Source organism: Mucilaginibacter sp. NFX135 (assembly GCF_048565145.1).
Classification (GTDB): domain Bacteria; phylum Bacteroidota; class Bacteroidia; order Sphingobacteriales; family Sphingobacteriaceae; genus Mucilaginibacter.
Genome location: NZ_CP183412.1, coordinates 2,876,171 through 2,891,468, shown reverse-complemented (window position 1 = coordinate 2,891,468; position 15,298 = coordinate 2,876,171). Strand labels below are relative to the sequence as shown.

The 15,298-nt window shown below is 42.8% G+C and carries 7 protein-coding genes; 2 read left to right on the top strand and 5 right to left on the bottom strand.

Features of this window, described 5'->3' with window-relative positions:
• The first annotated feature begins 178 nt into the window (after nt 1-178).
• A complete protein-coding gene (locus tag ACNURT_RS12370) occupies nt 179-2,854 on the top strand; it encodes a DUF7133 domain-containing protein (protein WP_419702003.1) in 2,676 nt (891 codons plus the stop codon).
• A gap of 93 nt (nt 2,855-2,947) precedes the next feature.
• On the opposite strand, the gene ACNURT_RS12365 is transcribed toward ACNURT_RS12370, so the two are convergent.
• The 5 genes from ACNURT_RS12365 to ACNURT_RS12345 all read right to left on the bottom strand — a co-directional run bounded on the left by ACNURT_RS12365 (nt 2,948) and on the right by ACNURT_RS12345 (nt 13,535).
• Nucleotides 2,948-3,472: a C40 family peptidase gene (locus ACNURT_RS12365; RefSeq protein ID WP_419702002.1), complete on the bottom strand. Its 525-nt coding sequence runs from the start codon at nt 3,470-3,472 to the stop codon at nt 2,948-2,950.
• Nucleotides 3,473-3,654: 182 nt separating this feature from the next.
• Entirely contained in the window at nt 3,655-4,971 is a 1,317-nt protein-coding gene (locus ACNURT_RS12360; RefSeq protein ID WP_419702001.1) for an amidohydrolase family protein, read from the bottom strand.
• A gap of 93 nt (nt 4,972-5,064) precedes the next feature.
• Nucleotides 5,065-8,154: an amidohydrolase family protein gene (locus ACNURT_RS12355; RefSeq protein WP_419702000.1), complete on the bottom strand. Its 3,090-nt coding sequence runs from the start codon at nt 8,152-8,154 to the stop codon at nt 5,065-5,067.
• Between the two features lie 243 nt (nt 8,155-8,397).
• Nucleotides 8,398-10,266, bottom strand: a complete 1,869-nt coding sequence (locus ACNURT_RS12350) for a RagB/SusD family nutrient uptake outer membrane protein (RefSeq protein ID WP_419701999.1) — start codon at nt 10,264-10,266, stop codon at nt 8,398-8,400.
• Nucleotides 10,267-10,277: 11 nt separating this feature from the next.
• Nucleotides 10,278-13,535, bottom strand: a complete 3,258-nt coding sequence (locus tag ACNURT_RS12345) for a SusC/RagA family TonB-linked outer membrane protein (protein ID WP_419701998.1) — start codon at nt 13,533-13,535, stop codon at nt 10,278-10,280.
• Between the two features lie 623 nt (nt 13,536-14,158).
• Here ACNURT_RS12345 and ACNURT_RS12340 point away from each other — a divergent pair.
• Complete coding sequence (locus ACNURT_RS12340) at nt 14,159-15,082, top strand: S1C family serine protease (protein ID WP_419701997.1); 924 nt, start codon at nt 14,159-14,161, stop codon at nt 15,080-15,082.
• Nucleotides 15,083-15,298 lie beyond the last annotated feature (216 nt).

The following is a 15,298-nucleotide window of genomic DNA, read 5'->3' as shown; positions in this document are numbered from 1 at the left end:
CGCCTTAACACAGCGTATTTTATAAAACTTATTGAATTATTATCAGATATTGGTTAAAAAATCATTATCAGCAGCTAACTTAGCCATTAAGTAAAAAAATGTGCTTTATCATTAAAATGAAACACATAAATTTATCACTTTAATAACACTTATTATTCTCCTAAATTTCTAAATACTTATGTTAAAACTGTCCTTCACCCTGCTTTTTGTTGTCATTTTTCTTGGTACGCTCCGGTACTTTACAAGCGCTTTTTTTCAGAAAGATCAACCTCAAATTAAACGTACTTCGCTCAATCAAAAACATGTTTTAAGTATTACTCATCCAGATACCTTACACTGGCCTGATGAATTAAAGGTTACCCGCTTTGCAGGCCCGGATCTTACGCCAAGTCCGGCTTGTATTGCAACAGCGCCAACCGGCGAGGTATTTGTTGGTGTAGATATGATAGGCTCTCTGGGCAAAACTCCCGGGAAAGGAAAAATTATCAGGCTTGTAGACAGCGACAATGACGGGAAGATAGACAAGCATACAGAATTTGCCGAGGTTGACGATCCCCGCGGTATTTTGGTGATAGGCGATCAGGTTTTTGTAATGCACACTGTATTTTCCAAAGAAACTGGAAAGGCAACCGGAATGAACCTGGAAGTTTTTACAGACAAAGACCAGGACGGTATTGCCGATGGGCCACCCAAACCGCTTATTGAACACATAAGTAACGCGCACATGCTGGCCGAACGGGGTACAGATCACGCCACTAATGGCATACGCATGGGTATTGACGGTTGGATATATATTGCTGTTGGTGATTTTGGATTTCATGATGCTACAGACCGCAGCGGCAAAAAACTAACCATGCTGGGCGGCGGCATCGTTCGGGTACGCCCCGATGGAACCGAGATGGAGATTTACACTCATGGCACCCGGAATATTTATGATGTAGCTATTGACCCCTATATGAATATTTTCACCCGGGACAATACCAATGACGGCGGTGGATGGAACATCCGTTTTTCTCATCACATCCAATCGGGCGAATATGGATACCCCGTATTGTTTCAGCATTTTACAGATGAGATATTGCCGGCCCTGGTTGATTTAGGAGGCGGATCGGGCACGGGCTCTTTATTTATGGACGAACCCACCTGGCCCGAAAAATATAACCACGTACCCATGACCGCCGACTGGGGAAGAAGCGAATTGTATATTAATCGTTTAAAACCCGATGGGGCCAGCTTTCAGCAAAAAGAAGAAGAATTTATTCAATTACCGCAAATTACAGATCTGGATGTTGATGGTTCCGGAAGGCTCTATCTTTCGGCATGGGATGGCGCCGGTTATTCGGGCGATGCTGCTAAAGGCTATGTGGTAAGAGCTGTGCACAAAGGCTGGACCTATAAAGCCTTTCCTGATCTTAAAGCTTCATCAGCAAGCGATTTGGCAAACCTACTTAAATCGGCAAGCGCTGTAGCCCGGTTAAATGCCTCCCAGGAACTCCTTGCGCATCATGCCAATGAGGCCGGTAAGCTATCACTTGACATTGCCAATGATACAAGCTTGCCATTATATGCCCGGGTGGCCGGTATTTATACCTATGCCCAGGCAAGCCGTGAAAATGGGATACCGGCATTAGTGCAACTTACAAAGGATAAAGACTTAAGAGAATTCGCCTTAAGGGCACTCGCAGATCGGAAGTCTGGCATTGAAAAGGTTCCCACCGAACCATTTTTAGCTGGCCTGAAAGATCCTTCTGACCGGGTTGAAGCAGCCGCTATAATCGGCTTAGGTCGCCTGGATAGAATAGCCGCGGCGCAGGCCTTATTAGCCACACCGGTTCCGGCTTCTTTTGTGGCGCCGGGCAAAAACGAAGAGGGTCCTCATGCCAAACCAAATTCGCCTATTATACTACCGCACCTTGCGGTAAGGGCTTTGGTGAGTATGAACGCGGTTGATGATTGTGTTAACGCCATTGGCACTCCGAATTCAACACTGGCCTTATGGGCTTTAAGATATATGTATGATGCTAAAGCTGTTGATGGATTAATTAAAGCCTACACCAAAGTCAAGGACGATAAAACTAAAAAGCAAATACTGGTAACGCTATCACGGCTTTATAAAAAGGAGGCTGATTATGATGCCTCCTGGTGGTGGGGTACAAGACCGGATTCGCATGGCCCAATTTACAAAGGCGTTACCTGGGCCGGTTCGGCACGGATCGAGCAGTTTTTAAAGGCCCAATGGACAAAATCGAGCCCTACCGGGAAACAATTTTATGCTAATTTAAATGCCCGCCATCAAATGGGCATAACGGCATTTGGCGGTGAAGAAAAAGGTGTTGCCACAAAAGAAGTTAAAATCGATCTGGCCAAGATCACCAATAAAAAAGGCCAGATCGGGAAATCCTCTATCGAGGATGTGATGCTGATGATAGCCAAAATAAAAGGGGATCCTTTAAAAGGGAAAGCACTTTTTGCCCGTCAGGGTTGCATAGCCTGCCATAGCCTCACCAGGGGCGAGAAACTGAAAGGGCCGTTTATGGGGCAGATCGGCTCCATTATGACACGGCAGCAAATTGCCGAGTCGGTCCTTAAACCTAACGCGTCAATTTCACAGGGCTTTGCCACAGTAGTTATATCGGCAAAGGGAAACAAAAACTACATGGGTTTCATCACCGAGGAATCGGCACAAAAAATAGTGATGCGGGATATCACAGGCAATGTTTTTACAGTAAAGGCTGCCGACGTGATCAGCCGTAAGGAATTGAAAACATCTATGATGCCAACCGGTTTGGCCAACGCGCTGTCATACGATGAATTTGCTTCCCTCATCACTTTTCTTTCGCAGCAAAAAAACTAAATTATTTTTGTTAAATCTGTCGATTTCTATCATCATAAAAGAGCTTCTGTACCATAACAGAAGCTCTTTTTATATCAAAAGGATAAGAAAATGTTAAATTAAGAGGCGGATAACCTGTACAAAGCGGCGTTTATACCTTTCGTCCATATTGGATATGGTAACGCCGTGTTCTTTACCGGATGTGGAGTGGATAAACTTAAATTCATCGCTTGAATTACAATATACGATACCTACATGGCCAATCCGGCGGGTATGTTTCTTGGTACCTGTAAACAGGATGATATCGCCTGGCCGGGCATCCTCTAATCGCACTTTTGTACCTACACCAATAAACTCGCAGGATGAACGAGGGACACTAAAGTTGAATTTTTTGAAAACATAGCTTACAAAACCTGAACAATCGAAACCCGTTGATGGATCAGAGCACTTTGAACGATACCGCGTGCCTAAGAGGGATTGTGCAAAATGCAGCAGCGTATCTGCCGAAACGCTATCTGTTGATAAACTGGCGCTTGCATGTTTTATTTTATGAGTTAATTTAAATTTGCGTACATGTGTTTTTGAAAACAGCGATGTGGTAAGCCCTATAAAAAGAAGAAGGATCAGATATTTACTCATATTGCGCCGGCAATTTATAAAATTAAACTAATAAGCAACTGAAATAATAAACAAGTTTTTTACACAACTTCCTAACATCATTTTATGGCTTAGAGAAGCTGCTGGAAAGGTAATAGCCCACCAAGTGACATCCTTTTTACTATTATTCTTTCATTTATACCCCCTGTTTAAGAAATAGCTGATTATAGTTTTAAGCCATATTTGTCGCTAAACTTTTTATAAAGCTGCTTGTGCAGGTTATCAAGGTTGATATTGCGACCCTGTATAAAAGCGGTTTCCACATCGAGGCCTATCATATCCAGGGCATCACCTTTGGATATAAAAAGATTGGCATCTTTTCCGGTTTCCAATGTGCCTGTGGTTTTATCAATACCTAATATTTTGGCATTGTTCAGGGTGATCATTGACAAAGCCTGCTCCTTGGTTAGGCCATATCCTACCGCCTGCCCTGCTTCAAAAGGCAAATTGCGCTGGCGCCAAAAACCTGTACCGGTTAAGCCATAAAGTACACCCCCATCCTGCAGCAGCTTAGGTAGCTTATAAGGCAGGTAAACATCATCTTCGTCCCTATCCGGCAAGGCTTGTGTTTCGCGGATGATCACCGGTACGTTATTATCTTTTAACAGGTCTGTAACCAGATATGATTCCTTACCGCCAACAATGACTGCCGAGATGCCCAGGCGTTTAGAAAATGTAACGGCCTGCCCTATTTCTTTGGCATTATCGGCAATGATAAACAGTTTTTTTGTGCCGTTAAATAAACCCCGCATAGCTTCAAAGCGGATATTGGTTACTGCAGGCTTAGTGATCTCTGCATAGGCCTTAGCTTGCTCAAACAAGCTGGTGATCTCATCAATCTTCTTCTGGGCACGCTGGGCGGGTGTTTCCTGAACAACTCCGGGTACCGGCACTATGGCCCCTCTCCTTTCGCGACCGCCGGTAGCTACGGGCCAGTTTAAATGAATGGCGATATCTTTTTTATAAGCTGCGTCTTCCCAATTCCAGGCATCCAATTGTACCACTGAGGACTCACCGGAGATGACACCACCATTTGGAGTAGGCTGAGCCAATAAAATACCATTGGAACGTACCGTCGGAATAACCTTTGAATCGGCATTATAAGCCACTAAGGAGCGTACATGCGGGTTAAGCTCGCCGGTTTCTGTATCATCAACCGTACCACGGGCACCTTCTTCTATTTCGATCAAACCTAATGTGGTCATTGGAGCTATAAAGCCAGGATATATCTGTTTGCCGGTGGCATCAATTATATCCGCATCGGCAACGCTTGGTGCGGTGCCTTCCCCAACAGCTGTAATTTTACCCTTTACAAAGGTGATATAGCCGTTGTTAATTACTTGTCCGTTGCCAATATGTATTGTTGCACCTGTTATGACTACGGGCTTTATCTGTGGTTTGGCCGGCGAAATGTTTGCCTGTCCGTAAGTGAAGGAAATGCCAAGCAATAATCCTCCTAAACTTAATATAGTTTTTTTCATGTTGATTTTAAACTAAGATCCAAGATATTAGAATTAAGACAGAAGGTTAATTTCTCTCTTGATTCCTGACTCTTGATTCCTGATTCATATAAATTATTGCTCATTATGATCTCTTGCTTCGCGTGCAGCCTGTTTAGCCCGTTCCATCTCTGTATAATCGTCAGCTACTACAAAATTGTCTTCTTCTACGCTTTCACATTCGTACAAACGGCGGCGGGTAGCTGTTGGCTTTTGCGTAGCAGCACCCTTGCTTTTAGCTTCCAGCATTTTTTGTATGATGCGGGCTCCATCCGTGGCTATAGCTTTTTGTTTTTCGGCATCTTTTTCAATATCCCAGTAAAGCACCCCATCAACAAAAGTTTTTTCGGCAACGGCATAAACAGACAATGGATTGGCCGACCATAAGACAATATCTGCGTCTTTACCTGGCTTAATACTGCCTATCCGGTTATCTACATGCATCATTTTTGCAGGGTTCAGGGTCACCAGTTTTAAGGCATCCTCTTCACTCATGTGTCCGTAGGTTATTGCTTTCCCGGCTTCCTGGTTCAGGCGGCGGGCCATTTCGGCATCATCAGAGTTAAAGCCGGTCACCAAACCAACCTCATGCATCAGCTTACCGTTGTATGGAATAGCTTCGGCCACTTCACTTTTGTATGCCCACCAGTCCGAAAATGTAGAACCGGCAATATTGTGCGCCTTCATCGTATCGGCTACTTTATAGCCTTCCAATATATGGGTAAAGGTATTAATCTTAAAGCCCATGGAATCAGCAACATGCATCAGCATATTGATCTCCGATTGTACGTAAGAGTGACAAGTAATAAAGCGTTTGTTATCCAATATCTCTACCAGGGCATCCAGTTCAAGATCCCTGCGGGTGGTGCTCCCCTTTGCAGCACGGGCCGCCTTGTATTCTTTGGCACGTGTAAAGGCATCTATATAAACCTCTTCAACCCCCATACGTGTTTGCGGAAAGCGCAGGGCTGCATTATTGGCTATGGGGCCGTTATTGCTTCCTTTTACATTTTCGCCCAGGGCAAATTTGATAAAGCCATCACTGCCTGCAACCTTGATCTCCTCGGCCAGCATACCCCAGCGATGTTTGATCAATTGCGTTTGGCCGCCAATGGCATTAGCCGAACCATGCAATATATGCGATGTGGTTACTCCACCAGCCAGTTGTCTGTACAGGTTGATATCTTCCGCATCAATAACATCAGCAATGCGAACTTCTGAAGTAACCGATTGTGTACCTTCGTTAATGCCTCCGGTTGCCGCGATATGCGAGTGTTCATCAACAATACCGGCAGATATATGCTTGCCTGTGGCATCAATTACTTTTGCCCCTGCCACTGAAAGGTTTTTACCTATCGCCTTTATCTTGCCGTTCTCCAATAAAACATCGGTATTTTTCAATATACCATCTTTTTCATTTGTCCAAACTGTACCGTTTTTTAACAACACAGTTTCAGCCTTGGGTATTTCAGTATTACCAAACGCTGTAAACGGATAAATGACCGGCCCAACATTTAAATTAGACTTTGGGGTATCCTGCGGAGATCTGGATGGCGGTGCAGCACTCGTGAATGTTGCTGTCCACTTGCTCAATGATCCATCCGGAAATATGGCGTCTCCCTTCAAGGTTACCGGTGATACAGAAGCGATATATCCGGATAAACGGATAATGCCTTCGGGGCTTTTCTTATAATCAAAATAGATGCTTAACCGGTCGCCATTTCTGGTAATTGTGCCCTTGGCACGGGTGCTATCCACACCAGAGCGTTTAACGCTCACTTCATACACACCGGGCGAGCCGCTGATGGTTAAAGTGCTATTGGCAAAGCCTGTTCCGTTTAGTAAATAATTACCACGCAGGTCGGCAATATTCATTTTACTAACTACATATTGGCGACCTTCGGTCCAGTTTTCATAAATGATATTATCAGGCTTAAACAGCTCGCCCGAGGTAATAATAAAGCTGGCCAGCTTGCCTTTTGCCAAAGTACCTACTTTGTCGGCTACACCAAGTATTTCTGCCGGGATGGTTGTTAATGAGTTCAGCGCTTGTTTTTCACTCAGGCCATTGCTAATGGCAATTCTCATGTTTGTCCAAAAATCATGAGCATTGGTTAGCCCGTAGGAGGTTATGGCAAATTTCACTCCTGCCTTTTCTAAAACACCAGGATTTGTTGGGGCCAGTTCCCAGTTTTTTAATTGCTCATATTTAATGCTCCGGGCATCCATAGGATCCTCCACATCATATGGCTCAGGGAAATTTACGGGAATGATAAACTCACTGCCCGTGGCCTTTATAGCAGCGATACGACGGTACTCCAGTCCATCAGTCTTGTAAATATAATGCCGGCCAAACTCCCTGGCTATTTTATCGGCCCGTAAAATACTTTGCGGATCACTTACCTCGAAAATTTGAGGCAGGTTTTGCGTATGGTTAAACTCATCAAGGGAGATATTATACTCTGCTTTTTGTGTTTTATACCATTGCGCATCATAATAAGTTTGGCGTAATAGTGCTATACTACCCATTAATGATGATGGATAATTGGTAGCAGCCGTTCCTTTGCTAAATGAATAATGTGCGGCTGCCTGATCATTTAGCATCACTAAATTATCACGCTCATCACCTAAGCTTACTACTACCGAAGTTCCGCGGGCGATGCCGTCATGTATCAACGACTGTACGGTACTAAAACCATTTTTCTTTAGATCTTCGCTCTTTACAGCATCTCCATGGAATACCGTTTTGGCATTCATTTCGGGTTTTATAGATTCATTCCAGCCATAAGCTCCAGGTTTGGTTGATACGGGGACTATAGTGCGCCCTCCAAAACCGCCTGCTCCAAATGCCTGTCTTGGTTGTTCGGGCATACCATAGGTGGTGTATGCATCGATAAGACCGGGATAAACGTATTTTCCTTCCAGATTTACTACAGTATATCCTTTAGGGATGGGGATATCTTTGCCTACGGCTTCAATTATCCTGTCCTTAACCAATAAAGTACCCCCGCTTATGGTTTGATCGGCACTGGTTACTATAGTACCATTGGTAAAAGCGTACTGCCCAGGGCGGATATCCCATGCACCATTAACCGGGAATGTTTCCTGTGCATTGGAAATTTTAAGAGCAAAAAAGAGAAAGCAAAAAAGTATTGTTTTTTTCATATATATCGACTTACCTCTAAATTTATCAATTAAGCTCAGAAAAAAAACAAATATTTCAATTATCATAGGTTTGTTACACCAAACCGACCGAATTAAACTTAAATACCATTTCAATAAGTTATAGCTTAATATTAGCTGTGTATAATAAGCACACGGGTTAACCTGCTTAAAAAAAGAAAGCCATGCCATTAATAACGGCATGGCTTTCGGAGTATATTATTTTAGTTAAAAATTACTCCTTTTTTAATTATAACCTGGGTTTTGGACCAACTTGAGGTTCTTATTTACCTCTGTTAAACTAATAGGTAAAAAGTACATCTTATCTAACCATTGCCTATTCTCGATACTGTTATCAATAACAGGCGTATAGGTATAGTTATAAATAGTTTCATCGTGTTTATAAGGCGATGGGGCCGTTTGACCTGACTTTAAGGTGCCTGTTATGGTTATAAAGACCAGTTTTCGACCCAGGGTAGTTGGCGCAATCATCCAGCGGCGGGCGTCATGGTAACGCTGTTCTTCATAAACCATCTCTACCCTACGCTCATTGCGGTAACGTTGCCTTAACGCGTCGCCCGATTCTGTAAGGGCAGGCATCCCCGCGCGGAAACGGATCTTGTTGAGCCAGGTCCGGGCTTCAGCATCCTCACCTAACTCAATACAGGCTTCGGCATAGTTAAACACCGCTTCTGTATATCTAAAAAACGGCCATGGAATAAACTGTTTAGTGTTATTATCCACCACGTTAGGATCGACATCAATAAACTTGCGCATGTAGTAGCCTGTCCAGCTGCCGTTCCAGTTTTCGATACTGCTTTGACGGGTATCCAAACCAGCCAACGTTCCTGAGCCTACCTGGTAGCTCCCGGTTTGAATTTGATTAGCCGGGTCAACATTACCAGAGATCTTATCACGGGGTTTCCAATCGGCACCATCAAACAAAATAGAAGCATACAACCGTGGATCCCTGTTTTTATAAGGCGCGGCTTTATTGGCCGGATTACTCCAGTCGAATTTAGTTCCATCGATATTTTCATAATCGCTCACTAAATTTTCAACTGGTGTATTACCAGCCCAGTTATGATATCCATTGGGCCCATTATTTAAACCTACATTCTCACCTCCTTCATCCTTACCAGCAACAAAATACCGGGCAAAAATAAGTTCAGATGCCGCCGCCCGGTCAACAAAAGAGGCTTTACTGCCACCCCCCATCGCTATAGAAATGTAATTGGTTTTGGCATCATTAAACGAGACCGGTGAACCTAAGTCCAGCTTATATCCAGTCCCTGCCGCATCTAAAACCGCTTTGGCCGCGTCTTTTGCTGCCTGCCAGCGGGCTGTTCTGTCGCCGCTTATATAACCTAAAAGCTCAGGATGCGCGTAAGCACTAATCACTGCAGATTTGGCTTTTGCAGTAGGAATATCATGCAGATCACTCGCGGCATATAACAATACACGTGATTTTAATGCCAGCGCAGCAGGCACAGTTGCCCTGCCGACATCCATCGTTTTACCAGTTAACAGGGTAATAGCGCTGTCACAATCGGTGGTAATAAACTTAATACAGTCGGCATAACTGTTTCTCGCGGCCGAATAATCTGCTTCGTTTAGCTTATATACTTTGGTAATGAGTGGTACTCCGCCATAATAACGCACCAGCTGTTGATAATAATAAGCTCTTAAAAAATGTGCCTCCCCTTGAAGGCGTTCTTTGAGCGATTGATTAATTGGTGCGCTAACCAGGTTCTGTAATGCCACATTACATGTTCTGATGCGGTTGTACATGCTTCCCCATTCGTAGGTATTGTTTGTCCAGCCAATATTGCTTGGCCCAACAGTACCTTCGTTGATGATATTTATATTTCTTCCCGGATGTGTAAATACAGCTTCGTCTGACAGGGAGGCCAGCTCCTGTTCATCGAAACCACCGTTGCCTAAGCCATTATAAATTTCGTTTACAAAAGCGGCAGAAAGATTGTCATTTTTCCACGTATCCTCAGAACGCACTTCTGTTAAGGGCTTGGTATTTAAAAAATCTTTCTTACATGAGGTAAGTAACGCGCCCGAAACAATTAATACAGTTAAAATAGGTTTGATTAAATTTTTCATGGTTTTCGTTATTAAAAGGTTACTCTGACACCTGTGTTTAAAATTCTTGACTGCGGATAATACTGCCCGTTGCCAGAAAGCGACTCCGGATCCCATATATGCAATTTATCCCAGGTGATCAGGTTAAGACCACTTACATATACTCGTAAATTGCTCATCCCAATTTTTTGAGCTATCAGCCCAGGCAGATTATAACCCAGTTCCACATTCTTTAACCGGAGATAATTGGTGCTTCTGAAGAAATAGGTATTGGCTTTGTTACCCAAAGAGTACCAAGCATCGCCACGGTTAGCTATACGCGGGTCAACACTGCTTGGCTTATCAACTGTCCAGCGGTGATCATAGGTAAACTGCAGATAATTACCAATATCCCCGGATTCTGTATCAACAGGAAGATAACCGCCTGTTGCACCTTGAAATAATATAGACAGATCAAACATTTTGTACTGCAGATTAATAGCAAAACCACCGGTAAACTTGGGTGTTATGCCCATATCCATTATTTTACGGTCATCACCATTTATTTTACCATCGCCATTAACATCCTTGAATCTCAGGTCACCTGGTTTAAGCTGAGGTGTCATTTCGCTGTAATCTAACTTATTGGCATTAATTTCGGCCTGATCTTTAAACACACCATCGGCAACATACAAAAGCGGCGACCCAATAGGCATTCCGGTTTGACGTTGGTAAGGAAGGACACCCGGCGCTTCATCCTGATAGATGATCTTGTTTTTAGCATATCCACCGTTGATGCTCACATTATATTTAAGCTCACCGATCTTCCCTTTATACCCTATTTTAAACTCATAACCTTTGTTATTAACCTTACCTATATTTTCGGGAGGTAAAAGATTACTTATGCCCGTACTGGCAGGTGTCGAACCCTGACGTGCCCAAAGTATATTGGTTCGTTTGTTGTAGAAATAATCCAGCTCAAAACTAATACGGCCTTCAAGCAGCTCGCCTTCTAAACCTATATCGTAATTATTGGCTACTTCCCAGGTAAAATTAGGATTAGGTACCCGAAGCTCATATAATGTCTTCGTTACCTGATTATTTAGTATATAGCTTCCAAAGCCGTAGGTTGATAGATATTGATTTTCCTGTAAGTTGTTATTGAAATATGGCTCTGCCCCCATTTGCCCGTATGAGGCCCTTATCTTTAAGTAATTGATGGCCTTAAAATTACTTTTCCAGAAATTTTCCTGAGAAATATTATATCCTAACAGAAAACCTGGGAAAAACCCAAAACGGTGTGCTGCCGGGAATATATATGATCCATCGTAACGCCATAAAAACTCGGCCAGGTATTTTTGCTTATAGTTATAGGCCGCCCTACCAAAATAACTTAAGCGGGCGCGGTCATAAGCACCACCGGAATTATCTTTTTCCGCGTCACCGCCGGCAAATAACTGGTCAACATCTGGTGAAAGAAAATAACGGCGATAGGCGCTAAAATAATCATCACTTATCGTTTCCCTTGTTACGGCAGCCATCAGGTTAATGGTGTGATCGCCGAAAGTACGATCGTAGTTAGCAAAGCCACCGAGTAAAACATTCAGCTTATTTTCATCACTTTGTGATAACCGCGGATCGGTAAAAGTAGAACGCACACTGGGTGTAAGTACTGGGGTTTTGCCATCTTCTTCATATGATTTATGGTCCCAGAAATATAATGTCCATGGTGTTGACCATACCTTTTCCCGCTTGATATATTTATCAATAGAAGCCGTACCTGTTAACTTTAAGCCTTCTACTCCGGGAACCTGCAACTCAACCTTTCCGTTGGTTTGAAAATAGTCTCTCCGATCTTTGTCATAACCTGTTTTATTGGTTGTAATTACAATAGGGTTCTGGCCGTTTTCGATATCCGGGCCGGGTAAGCCGTTAGGCCAAACTTCCTGCTCTGTTGGTTTCCCTCGCATTAACATCCGAAATATAGATCCCGCGCTTTGGGTCGGGAAATTCCGGGCCTCCTCACGTGCCGTTACGCCGATACTGGTATTGATATACTTATTTACCTTGGCATCCAGGTTTATACGAAAATCGTACTGCTTATAGCCCGTGGCAGAATTTTTATAATAGCCATCCTGATTAGTATAACCCAGGGAGGTTAGAAATTTAAAATTTTCTGATCCGCCATTAAGTTGAAGATTGTGACGACTTTGAGGCGACCATGTTTTTAAGGTAGTTCCAAACCAATCGGTATTGGGATGACCAAGCGGATCTGAACCGTCCCGGTATTTTTGCAGATCGACAGGCTGAACTATTTTAGATTTGTCCAGGTGCTTGTAACTACCTGTTTGTTGAAAAGCGGTCCATGCGGCGCCCCACTCTGAAGGATCTACATTCCCAAATAAAGTAAGTTCATTGAGCATGGTTGCATATTCTGCAGAATTGGCCATTTTGGGTATTACCGTTGCCTGTGCCCAACCCTGGTTAAAGTCGTATGAAAGTTGTGTTTTGCCCGATTTACCATGCTTGGTGGTGATCAGGATTACACCATTTGCCGCCCTTGAACCATAAATAGCGGCAGACGCATCTTTCAGTACCGATATGCTTTCCACATCAGCAGAGTTTAACCGTTCTAAACCTCCGGCTCGGTCTGGAACACCATCAATAACAACCAGCGCATCACTGTTACCCAGGCTATTTGTTCCGCGGATATGGATAGCAGAACCGTCATACCCAGGCTCACCACTTGATTGTACGGCTGTAACCCCCGGTAAACGGCCGGCCAGCGTATTTGATAAGTTTACCGTGGGCGATTTTTCAAGTTCGGCCCCTCTTACAGCGGCTACCGCTCCTGTAACAGTTACCTTTTTCTGTACGCCATAACCCACTACTACCACCTCTGAAAGCCCTTTTGATGAGGCTTGTAATTTAATATTGATGGCACTTTTTCCATTAACAGGTACTTCTAAAGTGTTATAGCCAATATAGGTTATCACCAGGATTCCATCTTCAGGGGCGGTGATAGTAAAGCGCCCATTAACATCGGTTACAGTACCGTTATTAGTGCCTTTAACCATGACCGATACGCCGATCAATTTCTCGCCTGTGGCCTGATCACTCACATTACCGGAAATTTTTACAGGGGCATTTATGTTATTTTTTCTCCACGATATTGCTTTGTGTGGTATTTTTCGGGTATTAATAGCATCCGCATAGGAAAACGGTGCCCATATCAGCATTATTAATACTTGGCACAAAATAGTTTTATAAACTTTTAGCAGGGGATAGTTTCTATCCAAATTGTGTTTCATAGCTTTTTTAATTAGTTAATAATTAATGCGTGTAATAAGATGTGTAGATACTTTCAGGAGGCGATCAACATATAATAGCCTCTCTGATAATAAATAATCGTTTTAGCTCATTTTTCCCATAGGCAATTGTTTTAGTTTATTTTTTACTAATTGGTTAATTCAATAAAAAGGCTGATATAGGCAATGCCCGATACCGGGATGCCAGGGCAAGGACAAATAATATCACGTCCTGATACTCAGAGGTGGAGTAAGAGGGTGCTGTGTATACTTGCTGTTTCTGATAAAAGTTGATAAGTGCACTTTATCAACCAGGAATTATCAGGTAAATATTTAATTATCAATAGGTTTAACCGAACAATAATTGTCCTTATAACACTTCTTTTAATTGGCAGAGCTAATATAATAATATTTAAATAAGTTGTACACAGGATAAGAATATTAATAAATCATGGAAAATATTTCTGCTAAGGAAAAAGATAAGGGATCGATGAGTCAACTTTCTTTTAAAGCTAATTGATGACAAAACAGCATGTTTCTTTCGTGGTTTTACACCAAATACGGAAATTATTACAGTGTTTTCCAATGGGTTCGCTTATTGAGGGCCAACTATTGAAAGGATTTGTATGGATCAGTATTCTTCGACCATTATTAATGCTGTAGAGAAAGTTAAAACAGCAGTGGTCAAAATTGAGCTTTTTAAACAAGAAAAAGGCAGGGAACAACCCGTTGGCTCGGGTTCGGGTTTTTTATTTTCTTCGGATGGGTATCTTTTTACCAACAGCCATGTGGTGCAGCGGGCAGAGGTTATTAAAGTTAAGATGCATGATGGTACAACGCATGTAGCTACCCTTGTTGGTCTGGATCAGGATACGGACCTGGCCATACTAAAAATTTCGGCTCCGGATTTTATACCCGTTCACATGGGCGACTCAGAAGCATTGGCCATAGGGCAGCTGGTTATAGCTATTGGGAACCCATTGGGTTTTCAACATACCGTAACCGCAGGAGTTGTAAGCGCTCTTGGCCGTACACTCCAAAGCCAGAATGGGCGATTAATGGACAGCATGATCCAGACGGACGCGGCATTAAATCCGGGAAACTCAGGCGGCCCACTCATCAATACTGATGGAGAGGTAATTGGTGTTAATACGGCTACCATAAACGGTGCCCAGGGATTATGTTTTGCGATAAGCATCAATACTGCAAAAGATATAGCCAGTCAGTTGATACGTTTTGGAAAAGTTAGAAGAGCCTATCTGGGTTTGGTATTACAGCAAATAGATATTGTACCCAAATTACGGACAATAGCCGAAGTGGCTAATCGGCAAGCTTTGTTTATTTCTGATGTTGCGAAAGGAAGTCCTGCTGACAAAGCCGGGATCCAAAGCGGGGATATCTTATTTTCATTTAATGATGTGGCCATTGAAAGCTCCGATGCCCTTTTTAAATTGTTATCTGAAGAGAAGATCGGGCAATTTCAATTTATAGGTATATTGAGAAACAATTATAAAACCGAGTTTCGCGTTACGCCTATTCAAAAAAATTGATCGGATGTCCTCAGGTGGCATAAAGAAGCAGTATCATCAATCAAATTGCTCCCCTTGGTGTCACCTATGAATTGAAATTTAGCCCTTAATATTTATATAAAAGTGGGTTTACATGTTTTTTAAAAAACACACAATTGATTGACTATAAACAGTCAATACTAATGATAAACCATGTAAACCCACTTTTGTTAATAGATCCAACCCAAAACTATACAT

Coding starts and splice junctions, on each gene's coding strand:
- ACNURT_RS12345 (WP_419701998.1), bottom strand. CDS start 13,535: ATGAAACACAATTTGGATAGAAACTATCCCCTGCTAAAAGTTTATAAA.
- ACNURT_RS12340 (WP_419701997.1), top strand. CDS start 14,159: ATGGATCAGTATTCTTCGACCATTATTAATGCTGTAGAGAAAGTTAAA.
- ACNURT_RS12370 (WP_419702003.1), top strand. CDS start 179: ATGTTAAAACTGTCCTTCACCCTGCTTTTTGTTGTCATTTTTCTTGGT.
- ACNURT_RS12350 (WP_419701999.1), bottom strand. CDS start 10,266: ATGAAAAATTTAATCAAACCTATTTTAACTGTATTAATTGTTTCGGGC.
- ACNURT_RS12355 (WP_419702000.1), bottom strand. CDS start 8,154: ATGAAAAAAACAATACTTTTTTGCTTTCTCTTTTTTGCTCTTAAAATT.
- ACNURT_RS12365 (WP_419702002.1), bottom strand. CDS start 3,472: ATGAGTAAATATCTGATCCTTCTTCTTTTTATAGGGCTTACCACATCG.
- ACNURT_RS12360 (WP_419702001.1), bottom strand. CDS start 4,971: ATGAAAAAAACTATATTAAGTTTAGGAGGATTATTGCTTGGCATTTCC.